The following is a 16,316-nucleotide window of genomic DNA, read 5'->3' as shown; positions in this document are numbered from 1 at the left end:
CCGCTCGCCAGCGTCGCTGGAGGAGCTCTTCCGCGGTCCAGGAGGCCGCCATGTATCGACGACTGCTGCTTATCGCTTTGCTCGGCCTGACCCTTTCAGCCTGCGTGCCCTACTACGATGGAGGCGCTACCTACTATCGCTCTGAGGTCTACACCGCACCGGCGCCAGCCTACTACTACGGCGGCCCGCGTTATTACCCTTCCGGGCGCAGCTATTACGCGCCAGCGCCCCGTTACTATGCACCACAGCCTCGCTATTACTCGGCGCCGCGCTACTACCAACCAGCCCCGCGTTATTACCCCCGCGCCGGCTACCGGCCCTCCCAAAACCATGGATGGGGCGACCGCTGGGGCAATGGCGGGCGTGGACGTGGTTCCGACCACGGAGGTGGCCGCGGCGGGCACCGTTAAATATCTTGAAAAACAAGCGGCGCATCATGCGCCGTTTTTTATGGGTACCGTACGTCCGTACTGTCAGATTTAACAGCTATCTTTGAGTTGCTAGCTGTACTTCACTAGCGCAGAGCCGAGTGCTTTTGCGTGGTGAGACTGAGCAGATGGAACCCCTATGTTCAAACAATTGATTTGCGTGCTACTGCTGATGAGCTACGTCATTGCACCGGCAAGAGCGGAGCAGGGCTGTCCTTATACAACGCAGATCGCATACGCCGACGGCCATTATCGCGCCAAGGACCATGGCCTGCGCTGGCAAAGCCCGAGGGTTGCGTCTCGTGGTGTTATCGACGGATTCATTGGCGCAGTGTTCATGCCGGCCGAGGGCGAGGAGAGAGGAAACGGCTACATGGACAAGTGCATCTACCGCACCAGTCGGAACGGGGTGGTAGCGTTGAGGCCACGCAAGGGCAATGAGGTTATCAACATGTCGTTGACCAGCACCTTGTATTGGGAGCTACAGCCCGATGCGTTCAAGTTGCCGGTGTACACCTGCACGGACAGCCAGCCGGACAATTGCGCTTTCAAGGTCAACGACAAGCGTACAGACCTGTCAGTAGTCAGATAAATCCGCCAGAGGATTCCTACCTTCCCAGGCCTTGTCAAAGTGCGCCTGCACCACCGCTTCCGGCAGTGTATTGATATCCGGCCAATGCCAATGAGGCGTCTGGTCTTTGTCGATCAGGCGCGCCCGAACCCCTTCGGCGAACTCCGGATGACGGCAGCAATTGAGGCTCAGGGTGTATTCCATCTCGAACACCTGGGCCAGGGAGAGGTGACGGGCGCGCTGGAGTTGTTCCCACACCAGATGCGCCGTCAGCGGGCAGCCCTCACTGAGGGTTTTGCCGGCGCGGTTCAATAGCGGGTCGCTGTGGTCGCGCAGCAGGCTCAAGGCGCGCCAGGCACAGCGCACATCTCCTACATCCAGCCATTCGTCGATCTGTGCGCGGCGCGGTAGCCATTGCGCTTCGGGTTGCTGGCTGTCCGCCTCCTGGGCCAGCGCCTTGAGCAGACTGTTGAGCTGCATCGCGCTCTGTTCCTGCCAGTTCAGTTGCAGCAGGCCATCGAGCAATTCGTCTTGCTGGTCATCGCGCAGGAAGCGGTCGGCCAGGCCCAAGTCCAGTGCGTCGCGGCCGTTGATATGGGCGCCGGTGAGGCCCAAAAACAAGCCGAGCTTGCCCGGCAAGCGCGACAGGAACCAACTGGCACCCACATCCGGGTACAAGCCAATGCTGATCTCGGGCATGGCCAAACGACTGCTCGGCGTAACGATACGCACGGCGGCGCTTTGCAACAGGCCCATGCCACCGCCCAATACATAACCGTGGCCCCAGCAGATCAACGGCTTTGGGTAGGTATGCAGGCGGTAGTCAAGACGATATTCAGCGGCAAAAAACTGCGCGGCCAGGGCTGGAACCTCACCGGGCTGTTCACGGCACGCCTGGGCCAGGCTGCGTACTTCGCCACCGGCGCAAAAGGCTTTGGCGCCGTTGCCGCGCAGCAGCACGCAGACGATCTGCGGGTCTTTCGCCCAAGCCTCCATGCGCTCATCCAGGGCCAGGATCATCGGCAGGGAGAGGGCGTTAAGGGACTTTGGCGCATCCAGGGTGGCGATGCCGATGCGGGCGCCGCCACTGCCGGTCAGTTCTTCGAAATGCAGGTTCATCGTGACCTCAATCGAGAAGGTGAAGGATGAGTATGATCCCTTCGTGGGAAAGTGCCGGTGCTGTGTCAGATCAATTGACAAGCGGGGTCGGCTTTCCTAGGGTTCGCCTCATTCTTTTTTACAAGACAATTGAACTATGACCGATGGCGACCGTATCAAACTCGAACCCAGCTGGAAACACGCTCTGCGCGATGAGTTCGAGAAGCCCTACATGGCGCAATTGCGCGAGTTTCTGCGCCAGGAACATGCCGCTGGCAAAGAGATCTACCCGCCCGGCCCATTGATTTTCAACGCCCTCAATTCAACACCGCTGGACAAGGTCAAGGTCGTGATTCTCGGCCAAGACCCGTACCACGGCCCTGGCCAGGCCCATGGCCTATGCTTCTCGGTACAACCGGGCGTGCCGGCGCCGCCGTCGCTGGTCAATATCTACAAAGAACTCAAGCGCGACCTGAACATCGACATCCCCAACCACGGTTACCTGCAAAGCTGGGCCGACCAAGGCGTACTGATGCTCAACACCACCATGACGGTGGAGCGCTCCAATGCTAATGCCCATGCGGGCAAGGGCTGGCAGTTTTTTACCGATCGGATTATCGAAGTGGTCAGCGAGCATCAGCCGCACCTGGTGTTCCTGCTGTGGGGCGCCCATGCTCAAAGCAAGCAGAAGCTCATCGACGCCACCAAGCATCTGGTGCTGACGTCGGTGCATCCGTCACCGTTGTCGGCGTATCGCGGGTTTCTGGGCTGCGGGCATTTCAGCCGGGCCAACAAGTTTCTTGAGCAGAATGGTGAGGCCCCGATCGAGTGGCGGCTGCCGCCACTCTGAACCGGACGACGTCGGGCTACAAACGGACTTGTGACACCGTGCTATTGCCAATATTGGCAACATAGGCGGTTCGGCCGTTGGGTGTCACGACGATACCCCGCGGTTTGTTGAAGCCAGTGAGGGTACCGGTTACGGTTTGTGTGCGGGTATTGAGAATGCTCATGCGGTTACCATCGGTTTCCGTGATGTAGGCGATCTCGAGCATAGTATGAAAGGCCACCTGAAAGGGAGCTAGCAAACCGGTCAGTATCCTACTGACCTGTGCGGTGGAGGTGTTGCCGATATAGACCTCACCACGATCTTGGTAGGTGATGTAGACCTGTGCGTTGAAGCGAGCATGCGCAATGGAGGTAGGTTGGCCGGCAACGGTATTGGTTTGGGTCACCACCCTGTTAGTTCCAAGGTTGATGCTAGTCCACCCATCAAGATCCGAGGCAAGGTGTAAACGGGCGTTGCCTGGTGCTATCGCGATCTCTCGAGGGTAGCGTACTTGGGGGGCGGCGATTCGCTGGTGAGTGGAGGCATCGATCACTACCAACTCTGAAGCGCCTTGGTCGGCGACGTACAAGCGTGTTCCGGTAGAATTCAAGGCCAACCCATTGATAGTAGTAAACCCCCTTATATGGTCACTGACGTTATCGGTCAAAGTGTCTATCACGGTGATCGGCGTATTGCTGGCCTGGCTGTTATCGCTGGCGTAAAGGCGCGGGGCAGTGGGGTGCATTGCCAGCCAAATGGGCGAACCCACAGTGGTGATTGTCCTGAGGACGCTAAAGTTCGCTGTGTCGATGACAGTAATGCCTTGTGGCAATGTGGAGCTTGCTACATACAGACGCGTTCCATCCCCATTGAGTACTAGGTGATTGGGGGACCCCGGGACGGCAACCGTATTTACGATTGCGACGGGTTCTTCATTTTCGTTTTCGAGCGTTGTTTCGGTTGGGGTCACCACGATTGCGCTCCTCAGTGGGAAGTCGCTCCATGAAAGGCCGCTAAGGTGAGTTTGGCTAGCTGTGAAGATTGCCAGTTCAGACAAACGGTCGTGGCCCTTGAGGGGCCACTTCCAGAATTAAGATTGGCGGTTCCAGTGCCTGAACAACGGCTCTGCCAAAAACAGCACAAACAGCAGACGCATCACCTGCATTGCCGTCACCAACGGCACCGACAATTGTAGCGTCTCGGCCGTCAGGCTCATTTCTGCAATGCCGCCGGGCATCATGCCCAGGGTCAGCGAACGCAGGTCCAACTGGGTCAGAGCGCTCAAGCCCACCGCCGCCAATGTCGCCAGCAGCATGGTCAATGCCGTGCCAATCAAGGTGCGGCCCATAAACGACGGTGCACGACGAAAGAACTGCCGATTGAAGTGGCAACCCAAACCGCTGCCGATCAACCATTGGCCGATCTGGCTGCCGCCGTCTGGCAGGCCGATGTGCAAATCCCAGGTCACGCTGGCCACCGCACTCACCAGCAATGGCCCGAACAGCCAAGGGTTGGGTTGGCGCAAGCGTTGCCAGCCCCAGGCAATCAGCGCCCCCACCGGAAACAGCAGGGCCAGCCAGGCCCAGTCCACGGGCGCCGGATGAAACTGCGGCGCGCCGCCCCCGAGCAAATATTTGAAGACCGCCGGCACACACAGCACCACCACCAGCACACGCAGGCTTTGCCCGGCCGCCACCCGGCTGAGCACCGCGCCATTGCGTGCGCCGAGGTTGACCATCTCGCCGGAGCCGCCGGGCATGCTGGAGAAGAACGCCGTGGCGCGGTCTTCACCGCTGCGGCGCATCAACCACACGCCCACCACGCTCGACATGCTGGTGACCAGTGCGCCGAAAAAGATCAAGCCGAAGTGGCTCATCACCTGCTCGATCACCACCGGGGTGAAGTGCAGGCCGATGCCGATGCCCACCACCCATTGGCCGCATTTGCGCCCGCCGGGAATCTCTGCCAACTGCCAGGGCGTGAGGCACCGCACCAGGATGATCGCCAGCAACGAGCCGACCATGTACGGCAAAGGCCAGCCCACCAGGCTGGCCAGGTAACCGCCGGCCAGGCCGACCAGCGGTGTTCCCCACCAATGTTTAAAGGTGACCTCAGACATCGGCCAGGGCACGACGCTGTTGCACGCGTTTACGCCAGATACGCAGCAACGGTACGAGCAGCATGATTGCGGTGAGTACCCAGACGCCAAAGGTGATCGGGCTCGACCACAGGATTTCCAGCGCACCGTTGGAGATCGACAGCGCACGGCGCAGGTTCTGCTCCATCAGGCCGCCGAGGATAAAGCCCAGCAGCAGCGGCGACAGCGGGAAGTCCAGCTTGCGCAGGATGTAGCCGAAGATGCCGATGGCGATCATCAGGAACAGATCGAAGGTGGTGGCATGCACGGCGTACACACCAATCGCGGTGATGATGGCGATCACCGGCACCAGCGCCCAGTTCGGCACGGCGAGGATACGGGTGAAGATGCGGATCATCGGGATGTTGAGCACCACCAGCATGATGTTGGCAATGAACAACGACGCGATCAGGCCCCAGACAATGTCCGGTTGCTGTTGGAACAGCAGCGGGCCAGGGGTGATGTTGTACAGCGACAGGGCGCCGATCATCACCGCCGTGGTGCCCGAGCCAGGAACTCCGAGGGTCAGCATCGGTACCATGGCGCCGCAGACCGATGCGCCAATCGCGGTTTCAGGGGCGGCCAGGCCGCGCATGTCGCCTTGGCCGAATTTGCCGCTGGCACCTGCGATGCGTTTCTCGGTCATGTAGGCAACGGCCGACGCCATGGTCGCACCGGCACCCGGCAACACGCCGATGATAAAACCCGACACGCCGCAACGCAGGTTCACGGTGAGTACCGACAAGGCTTCCTTGACGTTGAACATCATGCGCCCGGTGGCTTTCACTGCTTCCTGGCCACGGTGGGTTTTTTCCAGCAGCAGCAGGATCTCGCTGATGGAGAACAGCCCGAGTACCAGCACCACGAACTGAATGCCGTCGGTCAGGTGAATATTGTCGCCGGTAAAGCGGTACACACCGCTGTTGGCGTCGATGCCCACGCAGGAAAGGAACAAGCCGATCAGCGCCGCCACAAAAGTCTTGAGCGGTTTGTCACCGGCCATGCCGCCCAGGCAGACAATCGCAAACACCATCAACACGAAATATTCCGCAGGGCCAAAAGCAATCGCCCACTTGGCCAGCAGCGGGGCGAACAGCACCATGCCGCAGGTGGCGATAAACGCGCCGATGAACGAACTCCAGGCCGACAACGACAGCGCCACGCCAGCCAGGCCTTTGCGGGCCATCGGGTAGCCGTCGAGGGTGGTCATCACGGTGGACGCTTCGCCCGGGATATTCAGCAGAATCGAACTGATGCGGCCGCCGTATTCGCAGCCCAGGTACACGGCTGCCAGCAGGATCAGCGCCGACTCGGGCGGCAAGCCCAGGGCAAAGGCGATGGGGATCAACAGTGCCACGCCGTTGATCGGGCCCAGGCCCGGCAGCAGGCCAACCACGGTGCCGATCAGGGTGCCGCACAGTGCGGTCACCAGGTTATAGGGGCTCAGCGCAATGCCGAAACCCTGGCCCAAATAGCCAAAAGTATCCATATCAGTTCTCCAGAACGTCGAGCAGGCCGAGGGGCAACGGTACGTCCATGGTTTTATCGAACAGCAGATAAAGACCGACGCTCATCAAGGTGATGATCACCACACTGGGCCACCAGCGGCCGCCGTACAGCCGTGCCATCGGAATACCGATCAGCATGCTGCTGAGAATGAAACCCAAGGATTCGAATGTGCCGGCAAACACCAGCAGCAGGGCCACACAGATGCCGATCTTGATCAGCGTGGGTTGGTCCAGCGCCGGTTCATCGTCAGTGTGTTTGGTCGCTTGCGGGCGAATCATCATGTAGACAAGCGCCAGGCCCATCAGCCCGAGCAGCAGCAGGGGGAAGGCTCTTGGCCCGACGGGTTCGTAGGAAAAGGCCGCCTGATACGGCCAAGCCATCAGTGCCAGGCCGATACAGGCCAGTAACAGCACCGCGGCAAAAATGCGTTGTAAGAGCATAGAAAACTCCAAGGCCCCTCTTGTAGGAGCGAGCTCGCTCGCGAAAAACGTCAACGATAACGCGTGCTGTCTGGACGCACGTGGATGTCCTTGGGTTCTTCGCGAGCAAGCTCGCTCCTACAGGGGCATTACACAAAAGAGGGGCGGTTACTGGATCAGGCCGAACTCTTTGGCCAGCACTTTGTAGTCAGCCACCTGCTTTTTCACATAGGTGTCCAGCTCCTGGCCGGTCATGGCAAATGGGAACAGCTCGCGCTGGTCACGCAGCTTGGCGAACTCCTCGGAGGCCAGCAGTTTGTCGAAGGCGTCTTTCCACCAGGCGTAGTCGGCATCGCTGACCTTTGGCCCCAGGTAGAAGCCACGCACCACCGGCCAGACGATGTCGTAGCCTTGCTCTTTGGCGGTCGGGATGTCCTTCATTTCTGGTTCATCCAGGCGCTTCTCGGAGAACACCGCCAGCAGGCGCATGTCGCCACTTTGGATATGCGGCATGGAGTCGGAGATGTCGGTACTGCCCACTTGGATGTGGCCACCCAGCAAGGCTGTTGCGATTTCACCGCCACCCTCAAGGGCGACGTAACGCAGTTCGCGCGGGTTGATCCCGGCGGCCTTGGCGATCAGCGCGGTTTGCATCCAGTCTTGACTGCCGACGGTGCCGCCGGAGCCGATCACCACGCTGCCTGGGTCTTTCTTCAAGGCTTTGACCAGGTCGTCGAGGGTCTTGTAGGGCGAGTCGCTTTTCACCGCGATGGCGCCATAGCTGGTGCCCACTGCCGCCAACCAGCGCACGGCGCTTTCATCAAAACGGCCGAACTTGCCCTGGGCCAGGTTCAGCAGCGAACCGCTCGACCAGGCGACCAGGGTGCCGGCATCCGCAGGGCGCTGGGCCACGACCGCGTTGTAGGCCACCGCGCCCACGCCGCCGGGCATGTAGGTCACACGCATCGGTTTGGTCAGCAGCTTTTGGTTCACCAGCGCGCTTTGCGCCAGTTTGCAGGTCAGGTCAAAACCGCCGCCGGGGGAGGCCGGGGCGATGCATTCCGGACGCTTGGGTTCGTCGGCGGCCAGCAGTTGGCCGGCGAACAGCATGCAGCCGGCGGCGAGGGCAAATTTACGCAGTGAAAGGGTCATGGTGATCTCCATCGTTTTTGTTATGAGGGGGGTACTACCAAAGTGCGACGCTGTAGCTGACCAGCAAGCGCATTTCATCTGCGTCACGGGCCGAATAGTTGGAGCGATAGGTGGCGTTACGCAGGCGCACGGCTACATCTTTGAACGTGCCGCTTTGCACCACGTACTTGATCTCGCTGTTGCGTTCCCACTCCTTGCCGGTCTCGCCGTTCTTGAGCTTGATGTTGTCACCCGAGAGGTAACGGCTCATGAAGCTCAAGCCCGGAATGCCCAGCTTGGCGAAATCGTAGTCGTAGCGTGCTTGCCAGGAGCGTTCTTCGGCGCCGGCAAAATCGTTGATCTGCACGAAGTTGACCAGGTACGGGTCACTGCCATCCACATACGGGAAGGCGCTGTCGCCGGACATGTGCTGGTAGCCGGCGCTGAGCTTATGGCCATTGAGAGCGTAGCTGAACAGGCCGTTGAGGGATTGGTTATCGATATTGCCGCCGCGGGCCGAGCCGGTGTCATCGCTGATCGCCAGGCGCAGGTCGGCGCCGAAGGTGCCAGGGCCCATCGGGCGGGATGCGACCATGCCGAGGAAGTGCTGGCGGTAGACGTCGTCGAGTTGGGCGAAGTGGTAGCTGCCGGTGATCTTGTCGGCGAACTTGTAGTCGACGCCACCGAAGTTGAAGTGCTTGCCGGTTGCACCGCTGAGAAAGCGGCTGTTCTTGTTATTGAGCGCGATGTCTTCGTAGTTGGTGTCGTCGCGGTCTTTGGCTTTGTCCAGGCGACCACCGGTGAACACCAGGTTCTTGAATTCCTTGGAAGTGATCAAGCCACCGTTGAAGGTCTGCGGCAGGATGCGCCCGTCGTTGGGCTTGAGAATCGGCAGTTCGGGGATCAGCGAGCCGATCTTAAGCTCAGTGGCGGAGATTTTCACTTTGCCGGTCAGGCCCAGCTTTGAGTACTCGTTGGCGGCGCGGCCGTCATCGTGGGTCGGCAGCAGGCCGGTGCCGGTGCGGTCGGGGCTGGAGTCGAGCTTGACGCCGAGCATGCCCAGCGCATCCACGCCAAAGCCGACGGTGCCGTCGGTGTAGCCTGATTGCAGGTTGAGCATGAAGCCCTGGGCCCATTCGTCGCGCTTGGATTGCTGTGCACTGGTACCGTCGCGAAAGTCGCGATTGAAGTACATGTTGCGGGTTTCCAGGGTCGCGCTACTGTCTTCGAAGAAGGCAGCCTGGCTGAGCGGCGCAAAGCCGGCAAGGGCGGCGGCACTGGCGAGGGCGGTGTGGGTCAGGCGGGAAGAGCGAACAGGCGGGCAAGCCTGTGGCTGGGTCGACAGCATCGTGGTGTACTCCGTTATTGTTCTTATTTTGGCGAAAACGCTTCAAGGCGTTTTTCGGGCGCTACGGGTCAGGCAACTCGGCGGGCATAGACCACCGTGGTTGGATGCTAAAGGGCGAAGCTTTCACTAACCTTTCAATCGCCTTTCAATGTTTTCGGGCTTCACAGGCCAGGTTGCGGCTGTAAACTGCCGGGCAAAGCGTGGCGCCGACCACCCCCGAATGAGGTAGAAATCCATGCGTGTCCTGTTGGTTGAAGACCATCTGCAGCTCGCCGAAAGTGTCGCCCAAGCGCTCAAGAGCATGGGTTTGACCGTTGATGTGTTGCATGACGGCGTGGCGGCGGACCTGGCCTTGAGCAGCGAGGAATACGCCGCGGTGATCCTGGACGTAGGGTTGCCGCGCCTGGATGGTTTCGAGGTGCTCGCGCGTTTGCGGGCACGTGGAAAGAACCTGCCGGTGCTGATGCTGACCGCTCGCAGTGATGTAAAAGACCGCGTGCACGGCCTGAACCTGGGCGCCGATGACTACCTGGCCAAGCCGTTTGAACTCACGGAGCTTGAAGCACGGGTCAAGGCACTGTTGCGGCGCAGCGTGTTGGGCGGCGAGCGCCAGCAGACCTGCGGTGTGCTGGTGTACGACCTCGACACCCGGCGCTTCACGGTCGCAGGCGAACTGATGACCTTGACCTCCCGAGAGCAAGCAGTGCTCGAAGCCTTGATTGCTCGGCCGGGCCGCGTGATGAGCAAGGAGCAATTGGCTTCCCAGGTATTTGGCCTGGACGAGGAGGCCAGCCCCGACGCCATCGAGATCTACGTGCATCGCCTGCGCAAGAAGCTCGATGGCCAGCCCATCGCCATCGTTACCTTCCGCGGCCTTGGCTATTTGCTGGAAGCCCGTGATGCATAAGCCCAGCAGCCTGCGCTGGCGCTTGCTGTGCAACCTCGCGCTGTTGCTGGTGCTGTTGATGCTCGCCAGCGGCATGAGCGCTTATTGGAACGGCCGCGAAGCCGCCGACACCGCCTATGACCGTACGCTGCTGGCCTCGGCGCGCACCATTGCCGCCGGCTTGACCCAGGTGGACGGCACCCTCAGCGCCAATGTGCCTTATGTCGCCCTGGATACCTTTGCCTACGACAGTGCTGGGCGCATTTATTACCAGGTCAATGACATTGATCAGAAGCTGATTTCCGGTTACGAAAACCTGCCCGGCCCGCCGCCCGGCACGCCCCGCACCGACGATTACCCAGCCTTGGCGCGCTTCTACAACGCCATGTACCTGGGCCAGCATGTACGGGTGGTGAGCCTGCTCAAGGCCGTCTCGGAACCGAACATGAATGGCATGGCCGAAGTTCGTGTCGCGGAGACCGACGAAGCGCGGGTGGCCATGGCTCGCAGCCTGATGGCTGACACCCTGCTGCGCCTGGGCATGCTCGCCATCGGTGCATTGTTGCTGGTGTGGTTCGCGGTCAGCGCCGCCCTGCGCCCGCTGGAACGCCTGCGCACGGCTGTAGAAGAGCGCCAGCCCGATGACCTGCGGCCCCTGCCTTTGGTGGAAGTTCAGGACGAGTTCGGCCCACTGGTGCGCTCGCTCAACCATTTCACCGAACGTCTGCGCGGGCAGTTCGAGCGCCAGGCGCAGTTTATTGCCGACGCTGCCCACGAACTGCGCACACCCCTGGCGGCGCTCAAGGCCAGGCTGGAACTGGGCCTGCGTGCCGAAGAGCCGGCCACTTGGCGCAGCACCCTGGAAACGGCCGCCCAGGGCACCGACCGCCTGACGCACCTGGCCAATCAGTTGTTGTCACTGGCGCGCATCGAAAACGGTGCTCGCGCCATTGCCGAAGGCGGTGCGCAGTTGCTCGATCTAAGCCAGCTGGCCCGTGAGCTCGGTATGGCCATGGCGCCGCTGGCTCACGCGCGGGGCGTGGCCCTGGCGCTGGAGGCCGATGAGCCGGTATGGCTGCGCGGCGAACCGACGCTGCTTAATGAGTTGCTGAGCAACCTGGTAGATAACGCCTTGGCCCATACGCCACCCGGCGGCAATGTGATTCTGCGGGTGACCGCCCCGGCGGTGCTGGAGGTGGAAGATGACGGCCCCGGTATCCCGCTGGATGAGCGGGACCGGGTGTTCGAGCGTTTTTATCGACGCAGCCAGCAGGGCATGGGCTCGGGCTTGGGGCTGGCGATTGTCGGGGAGATTTGCCGTGCGCACCTGGCGCAGATCAGCCTGCATGATGGCGAGCTGGCGGGGCTTAAGGTACGCGTGAGTTTTATCGCGGGTTGATCAGTAAAACATCGAGCGCGCTTCGTCCAGTTCGCTGCGCAGGGCGTCGCTGTGCAGGTCTATGCGTAACTTCATGAGGGCCGGTAATGTGGCAATCGGCGCGGTCCCCAGGGGATGGTCGGTGCCGCGGTGGCAGTACAGCGCGGCGACTTGCACCAGGTCGACGTAGTCCAGGCTGGCAGAGTCGCGTGTCAGGTCCAGGTATTGGCCCGGCACGTTCACCAGCATCTCGGGAAAGTCCCACACCCGTAGCAGCTTGTCCCCCAGCACCGGGTGGATGCTGTCGATGACGTGGTTGAGGCTGACGGGGTCGGCCAGCAGCTCATAATGGTCCTCGGCATACGTGAGGATCGGCAGCACGCCGATTTGATGTACCAGGCCGCCCAGCGCCGCCTGGTCTGGCTTGAGCTGGCTGTGGCGACGGCACAAGGCGTAGCTCACGCCTGCCACCTCCAGGCTGCGGCGCCACACGTCGCGCATTTTCTGTTCGACCACCTCGGAGCGGGCGTGAAAGATCTGCTCCATCACCAGGCCGATAGCCAGGTTACTGCTGTAGTTGGTGCCAAGCCGGGTAATGGCGGTGTGCAGGTCGGTAACTTCCTGGCTGGCCCGCAGCAACGGGCTGTTGACCACTTTGATCAGGCGTGCCGACAGGGCCGTGTCACGACTGATCACCTTGCTCAGGTGGCTGATGCTGATCTCCGGGTCTTCGGCGGCCTGGCGAATTTTCAGGGCCACCTCCGGCAATGTCGGCAGAACCAGGTCATCGTTATCGATGGCCGTTACCAACGCTTGTTGGACTTTTTCCGCCAGCTTGTTCATTCATGCTCTCTAGGGTGCTGCAAAAAAGTACGGCGATTAACGCTGGATCTCGCGATCTCGGTCCAGTGGGTAGGGCAGGTCAAGCAAGTGCAGGCCTGGGCCTTCCAGGGTGCCCAAGCGCACGTCGCCACTGTCGGCAGCTTCGGCTTGCAGCACCGCGAGAAGTTCAATCGACTGGTCAGCTTTTGCGGCGATGACCACTTCGCCGATTGCGCTGTTATGGCTGGGGGAAAACAGTGGAGTACCTGGCTCGGGGAGTTCGGCTGTTTCCAGGCTCAGGCGATACAGACGTCGCTTGAGTTTGCCCAGGTACTGCATGCGCGCGACGATTTCCTGGCCGGTGTAGCAGCCTTTCTTGAAACTCACGCCGCCCACGGCTTGCAGGTTGAGCATCTGCGGGATGAACAGCTCGCGCGTCTGGGGCATCACCTGGCCGATACCGGCACGGATCTGGCCAAGCAGCCACGCATTCAAGTCAGCCTGCTGCAACTGTGCGGCCAATTGGCTGCGCACGGTGTCGGCGTGTTCGGCAGGTACCCAGAGTTCGGCACGGCCCGGGGAAACGCGGACGGCGATCAATGCCTCGTTGCGTGCCACGCTGTCGGTCTCGACCGGCAGTTCCAGGCCCAGAGCGGTCAAGGCCGCGTCTGCGTTAGCCAGGCCGAAGCGCGCCCAGGCAGCGCTTTCGTCGGTGAGCTTGGACTTGGAGAACACCGCGTACTTTTTCAAATCCGCCAACTGTGGCTCTAGCAACTCGGTGGCCATGGCCAGGAGTACGCCATCACCCTGTAGCAGGATGCGGAAGCTCGACTGCATCCGGCCTTTTTGCGTGCAGCGCGCGCCCAGGCTGGCCTGGGTATCACTCAGGTAATTGAGGTTGCAGGTCAGTTGGCCCTGCAGGAACTTGGCAGCATCAGAGCCGCGGACGGCGAGAACGCCTTCGTGGGACAGGGAGCAGAAAAAAGCGGAGTCAGCCATGGGTCATCGCAGGTCAAAAAGTCATGGGTGCATCATAGAGGGGCGTCCGGCAAATGCATAGTTTCGTCGCGGTCGACCAAAGCCGACTGTTCCGGTGTCGTCGGGGCTGTATACTTGCGCTCTAATTTAGGAGGGCTCCATGGTCGAAGATGTAGAAATCAATCGCCTCTACTGGCACAGCCGTCGCGGCATGCTGGAGCTGGATGTGCTGCTGGTGCCTTTCACCAAAGAGGTGTACGCGACGCTCAATCAGGTGGACCGCGACCTCTACGTCAGGTTGCTCACGTGTGAAGACCAGGACATGTTTGGCTGGTTCATGGAGCGCGCCGAATCCGAAGACCCGGAGCTGCAGCGCATGGTTCGGATGATCCTGGATCGTGTCCAGCCCAAGTAATCGTTTCGAATGCCGCTGGCAGGCCTCGCGGCTGTTGCTGGCGGCCTATGTGCTTGCCCAACTGATCGCGCTGGGCAGCCTGCTGGCTCTAAACCTGCCTTACTCAAGCCTTGGCATCCTGTTATGCCTGGCTCATTGTGCCTGGATATTACCGCGGCAAATCCTGCTCACTCACCGTTCGTCGATTCGTGGCCTGCGCCGTGACGACGATGGCTGGCAATTATGGAGCGCCGCACGCGGGTGGCACCCTGTGCAACTGCGGCCCGACAGCCTGGCGTTGCCGCTGATCGTGGTGTTGCGTTACCGGGTGCAGGGTGAACGGCGAGTGCAGTCCATCTGCGTGCCCAAGGATGCGCAGGCCGCCGATGTGCACCGGCGCCTGCGTGTACGCCTGAAGTTCAGCCGCCGTAGGTGGTTGGCACCAGGATAGTGTCGCGGGCTTCGGGCAGCATCTGGGGGTAGTCGAGGGTGTAATGCAGGCCGCGGCTTTCCTTGCGTTCCATGGCCGAGCGGATCATCAACTCGGCCACTTGGGCCAGGTTGCGCAATTCGATCAGGTCGCGGCTGACCTTATAGTTGCTGTAGAACTCATCGATCTCATCCAGCAGCAAGCGCACCCGATGTTGCGCCCGTTGCAGGCGTTTGTTGGTGCGCACGATACCCACATAGTCCCACATGAAGCGCCGCAGCTCGTCCCAGTTGTGGGCGATGATCACGTCCTCGTCCGAATCGGTAACCTGGCTCGCGTCCCAGCGGGGCAGGGCGGCCGGTACCGGGATACGCGGTAGTTGCTCAAGAATGTCCGCTGCCGCCGAGCGCGCATACACGAAGCATTCGAGCAGTGAATTGCTGGCCATGCGGTTGGCGCCGTGCAGGCCGGTGAAACTGGTTTCGCCGATGGCGTACAGGCCTGGCACGTCGGTGCGGCCATGCTGGTCGACCATTACGCCCCCGCAGGTGTAGTGCGCGGCGGGTACCACGGGGATCGGGCCCTTGGTGATGTCGATATTGAAAGTCAGGCAGCGTTCGTAGACGGTCGGGAAGTGGGTCTTGATGAAGGCTTCGGGCTTGTGGCTGATGTCCAGGTACACGCAGTCGATACCCAGGCGCTTCATTTCGTGGTCGATAGCGCGGGCGACGATATCCCGTGGCGCCAGCTCGGCGCGTGGGTCGAAGCGCTGCATGAAGCGCTCGCCATTGGGCAGCTTCAAATGCGCACCTTCACCGCGCAGGGCTTCGGTGATCAGGAAGCTCTTGGCCTGCGGGTGATACAGGCACGTGGGGTGGAACTGGTTGAATTCCAGGTTGGCGACCCGGCAGCCCGAGCGCCAGGCCATCGCAATGCCGTCGCCGCAGGCACCGTCGGGGTTGCTGGTATAGAGGTAGACCTTGGCGGCGCCGCCCGAGGCGAGAATGGTGAAACGTGCGCCATAGGTATCGACTTCACCGCTGGTGCGGTTGAGTACGTAGGCGCCCAGGCAGCGCTCGCCCGGCAAGCCCAGGCGTTTTTCGGTGATCAGGTCGACGGCGACGCGCTGCTCCAGCAATTGGATGTTGGGGCGTTGGCGGGCCTGCTCGAGCAGGGTCTTGAAAATCGCGGCCCCGGTGGCATCGGCGGCGTGAATGATTCGGCGATGGCTGTGGCCGCCTTCGCGGGTCAGGTGGAACTCAAAGCCGCCGTCGTCGCTGCCGGCATGTTCATCACGGGTGAAGGGCACACCTTGGTCGATCAACCATTGGATGGCTTCCCGGCTGTGCTCGACGGTGAAGCGCACGGCGTCTTCATTGCACAGGCCACCGCCAGCGTTAAGGGTGTCTTCGACGTGGGATTGCACGGTGTCGGTGTCATCCAGCACTGCAGCAACGCCGCCCTGGGCCCAGAAGGTCGAGCCGTTGGCCAGGTCGCCTTTGCTCAAAACCGCTATACGCAAATGGCTGGGCAGGGTCAGGGCCAGGCTCAAGCCGGCGGCGCCGCTGCCGATTACGAGGACATCGTGTTGAAACTGTTGGCTCATTTGACGGATTCCGCAAAAAGCGATCCAAAGGGGGCGCAAACAGGACGCCTGGATCGGCGAATCAAAGGGTCACACGGGCCACTAGTATATAGAGGGGTGGAGCGGCACAATAGCCACGCCTTCGTGGCATTGTGAGATTATGCTGCGCAGCTTTGGGAAATGGCCGGTTGGCGGGACGGGAACTTTTTGCATAAGCCCCGACTCAATAGCAGGTTGCCCGAAAGCTGGGAAAACGTTGAGTTTATTGGCCCGTCGGGAGCATTGGACGCGTCACGAAACCGGCGACAAGATTATTCGCGCAGCCGGCACCGACCGTGCTGCGTTTTTCGTGTGTGCCAAATCAGTGCATGCC

The 16,316-nt window shown here is 61.1% G+C and carries 17 protein-coding genes; 7 read left to right on the top strand and 10 right to left on the bottom strand.

Annotation, left to right across the window (positions count from 1 at the left end):
• The first annotated feature begins 50 nt into the window (after window positions 1-50).
• On the top strand, window positions 51-410 hold the full coding sequence (locus PSH76_RS20595; RefSeq protein WP_032892999.1) for a hypothetical protein: 360 nt from the start codon (window positions 51-53) through the stop codon (window positions 408-410).
• A 157-nt stretch (window positions 411-567) separates the two neighbouring features.
• Window positions 568-1,020 (top strand): DUF3757 domain-containing protein, encoded by a 453-nt coding sequence (locus tag PSH76_RS20590; protein WP_098952473.1) that lies wholly within the window; start codon window positions 568-570, stop codon window positions 1,018-1,020.
• Here the strand turns inward: PSH76_RS20590 and PSH76_RS20585 are convergent.
• Window positions 1,006-2,118, bottom strand: a complete 1,113-nt coding sequence (locus PSH76_RS20585; protein ID WP_098952472.1) for an enoyl-CoA hydratase/isomerase family protein — start codon at window positions 2,116-2,118, stop codon at window positions 1,006-1,008. The two genes, PSH76_RS20590 and PSH76_RS20585, sit on opposite strands and share 15 nt — an antisense overlap.
• A 136-nt stretch (window positions 2,119-2,254) precedes the next feature.
• On the opposite strand from PSH76_RS20585, the gene ung reads away from it, so the two are divergent.
• Window positions 2,255-2,947 (top strand): uracil-DNA glycosylase, encoded by a 693-nt coding sequence (gene ung, locus PSH76_RS20580; RefSeq protein ID WP_138762210.1) that lies wholly within the window; start codon window positions 2,255-2,257, stop codon window positions 2,945-2,947.
• A gap of 16 nt (window positions 2,948-2,963) precedes the next feature.
• Here the strand turns inward: ung and PSH76_RS20575 are convergent, their stop codons facing one another.
• From PSH76_RS20575 to PSH76_RS20550, 6 genes are all read right to left on the bottom strand, one after another.
• On the bottom strand, window positions 2,964-3,899 hold the full coding sequence (locus PSH76_RS20575) for a YncE family protein (RefSeq protein WP_098952468.1): 936 nt from the start codon (window positions 3,897-3,899) through the stop codon (window positions 2,964-2,966).
• 117 nt (window positions 3,900-4,016) lie between these two features.
• Complete coding sequence (locus PSH76_RS20570; protein ID WP_305492833.1) at window positions 4,017-5,045, bottom strand: AbrB family transcriptional regulator; 1,029 nt, start codon at window positions 5,043-5,045, stop codon at window positions 4,017-4,019.
• Window positions 5,038-6,552: a tripartite tricarboxylate transporter permease gene (locus PSH76_RS20565; protein ID WP_047710295.1), complete on the bottom strand. Its 1,515-nt coding sequence runs from the start codon at window positions 6,550-6,552 to the stop codon at window positions 5,038-5,040. The genes PSH76_RS20570 and PSH76_RS20565 overlap by 8 nt, the downstream gene beginning before the upstream one ends.
• Before the next feature lies 1 nt (window position 6,553).
• Window positions 6,554-7,012, bottom strand: coding sequence for a tripartite tricarboxylate transporter TctB family protein (locus PSH76_RS20560; RefSeq protein ID WP_032892991.1), 459 nt, complete (start codon window positions 7,010-7,012; stop codon window positions 6,554-6,556).
• Between the two features lie 147 nt (window positions 7,013-7,159).
• Window positions 7,160-8,149, bottom strand: coding sequence for a tripartite tricarboxylate transporter substrate binding protein (locus tag PSH76_RS20555; protein WP_169918518.1), 990 nt, complete (start codon window positions 8,147-8,149; stop codon window positions 7,160-7,162).
• Between the two features lie 28 nt (window positions 8,150-8,177).
• On the bottom strand, window positions 8,178-9,470 hold the full coding sequence (locus PSH76_RS20550; RefSeq protein ID WP_305492832.1) for an OprD family porin: 1,293 nt from the start codon (window positions 9,468-9,470) through the stop codon (window positions 8,178-8,180).
• Between the two features lie 235 nt (window positions 9,471-9,705).
• Between PSH76_RS20550 and PSH76_RS20545 the strand changes: the two genes are divergently transcribed.
• Window positions 9,706-10,377: a response regulator gene (locus PSH76_RS20545; protein ID WP_014717358.1), complete on the top strand. Its 672-nt coding sequence runs from the start codon at window positions 9,706-9,708 to the stop codon at window positions 10,375-10,377.
• Window positions 10,370-11,755, top strand: a complete 1,386-nt coding sequence (locus tag PSH76_RS20540) for a sensor histidine kinase (protein WP_098952465.1) — start codon at window positions 10,370-10,372, stop codon at window positions 11,753-11,755. Before PSH76_RS20545 ends, PSH76_RS20540 begins: the two co-directional genes overlap by 8 nt.
• Here PSH76_RS20540 and PSH76_RS20535 read toward each other — a convergent pair whose 3' ends face one another.
• Complete coding sequence (locus tag PSH76_RS20535) at window positions 11,756-12,577, bottom strand: HDOD domain-containing protein (RefSeq protein ID WP_138762205.1); 822 nt, start codon at window positions 12,575-12,577, stop codon at window positions 11,756-11,758.
• A 36-nt stretch (window positions 12,578-12,613) separates the two neighbouring features.
• On the bottom strand, window positions 12,614-13,555 hold the full coding sequence (locus tag PSH76_RS20530) for a folate-binding protein YgfZ (RefSeq protein ID WP_056790519.1): 942 nt from the start codon (window positions 13,553-13,555) through the stop codon (window positions 12,614-12,616).
• A gap of 139 nt (window positions 13,556-13,694) precedes the next feature.
• Here PSH76_RS20530 and PSH76_RS20525 point away from each other — a divergent pair, with 139 nt between their 5' ends.
• Together PSH76_RS20525 and PSH76_RS20520 are read left to right on the top strand one after the other, a co-directional pair.
• The gene (locus PSH76_RS20525) at window positions 13,695-13,949 is read left to right on the top strand and encodes a succinate dehydrogenase assembly factor 2 (RefSeq protein ID WP_014717362.1); all 255 of its coding nucleotides are present in this window, start codon (window positions 13,695-13,697) and stop codon (window positions 13,947-13,949) included.
• Complete coding sequence (locus tag PSH76_RS20520; RefSeq protein ID WP_032892986.1) at window positions 13,933-14,379, top strand: protein YgfX; 447 nt, start codon at window positions 13,933-13,935, stop codon at window positions 14,377-14,379. Before PSH76_RS20525 ends, PSH76_RS20520 begins: the two co-directional genes overlap by 17 nt.
• On the opposite strand, the gene nadB is transcribed toward PSH76_RS20520, so the two are convergent.
• A complete protein-coding gene (gene nadB / locus PSH76_RS20515) occupies window positions 14,348-15,964 on the bottom strand; it encodes an L-aspartate oxidase (RefSeq protein ID WP_032892985.1) in 1,617 nt (538 codons plus the stop codon). The genes PSH76_RS20520 and nadB overlap by 32 nt on opposite strands.
• Between the last annotated feature and the right edge of the window lie 352 nt (window positions 15,965-16,316).

Origin of the sequence: Pseudomonas sp. FP215, from assembly GCF_030687795.1 — a bacterium.
Classification (GTDB): domain Bacteria; phylum Pseudomonadota; class Gammaproteobacteria; order Pseudomonadales; family Pseudomonadaceae; genus Aquipseudomonas; species Aquipseudomonas salmasensis.
Note: the sequence above shows the minus strand (reverse complement) of the source record. Positions and strands in the feature narration are given on the sequence as shown.

What these genes read in the sequence shown, in the direction of transcription:
- PSH76_RS20595 (WP_032892999.1), top strand. Translation starts at nt 51, where the DNA reads ATGTATCGACGACTGCTGCTTATCGCTTTGCTCGGCCTGACCCTTTCA.
- PSH76_RS20590 (WP_098952473.1), top strand. Translation starts at nt 568, where the DNA reads ATGTTCAAACAATTGATTTGCGTGCTACTGCTGATGAGCTACGTCATT.
- PSH76_RS20585 (WP_098952472.1), bottom strand. Translation starts at nt 2,118, where the DNA reads ATGAACCTGCATTTCGAAGAACTGACCGGCAGTGGCGGCGCCCGCATC.
- ung (WP_138762210.1), top strand. Translation starts at nt 2,255, where the DNA reads ATGACCGATGGCGACCGTATCAAACTCGAACCCAGCTGGAAACACGCT.
- PSH76_RS20570 (WP_305492833.1), bottom strand. Translation starts at nt 5,045, where the DNA reads ATGTCTGAGGTCACCTTTAAACATTGGTGGGGAACACCGCTGGTCGGC.
- PSH76_RS20565 (WP_047710295.1), bottom strand. Translation starts at nt 6,552, where the DNA reads ATGGATACTTTTGGCTATTTGGGCCAGGGTTTCGGCATTGCGCTGAGC.
- PSH76_RS20560 (WP_032892991.1), bottom strand. Translation starts at nt 7,012, where the DNA reads ATGCTCTTACAACGCATTTTTGCCGCGGTGCTGTTACTGGCCTGTATC.
- PSH76_RS20550 (WP_305492832.1), bottom strand. Translation starts at nt 9,470, where the DNA reads ATGCTGTCGACCCAGCCACAGGCTTGCCCGCCTGTTCGCTCTTCCCGC.
- PSH76_RS20545 (WP_014717358.1), top strand. Translation starts at nt 9,706, where the DNA reads ATGCGTGTCCTGTTGGTTGAAGACCATCTGCAGCTCGCCGAAAGTGTC.
- PSH76_RS20540 (WP_098952465.1), top strand. Translation starts at nt 10,370, where the DNA reads ATGCATAAGCCCAGCAGCCTGCGCTGGCGCTTGCTGTGCAACCTCGCG.
- PSH76_RS20535 (WP_138762205.1), bottom strand. Translation starts at nt 12,577, where the DNA reads ATGAACAAGCTGGCGGAAAAAGTCCAACAAGCGTTGGTAACGGCCATC.
- PSH76_RS20530 (WP_056790519.1), bottom strand. Translation starts at nt 13,555, where the DNA reads ATGGCTGACTCCGCTTTTTTCTGCTCCCTGTCCCACGAAGGCGTTCTC.
- PSH76_RS20525 (WP_014717362.1), top strand. Translation starts at nt 13,695, where the DNA reads ATGGTCGAAGATGTAGAAATCAATCGCCTCTACTGGCACAGCCGTCGC.
- nadB (WP_032892985.1), bottom strand. Translation starts at nt 15,964, where the DNA reads ATGAGCCAACAGTTTCAACACGATGTCCTCGTAATCGGCAGCGGCGCC.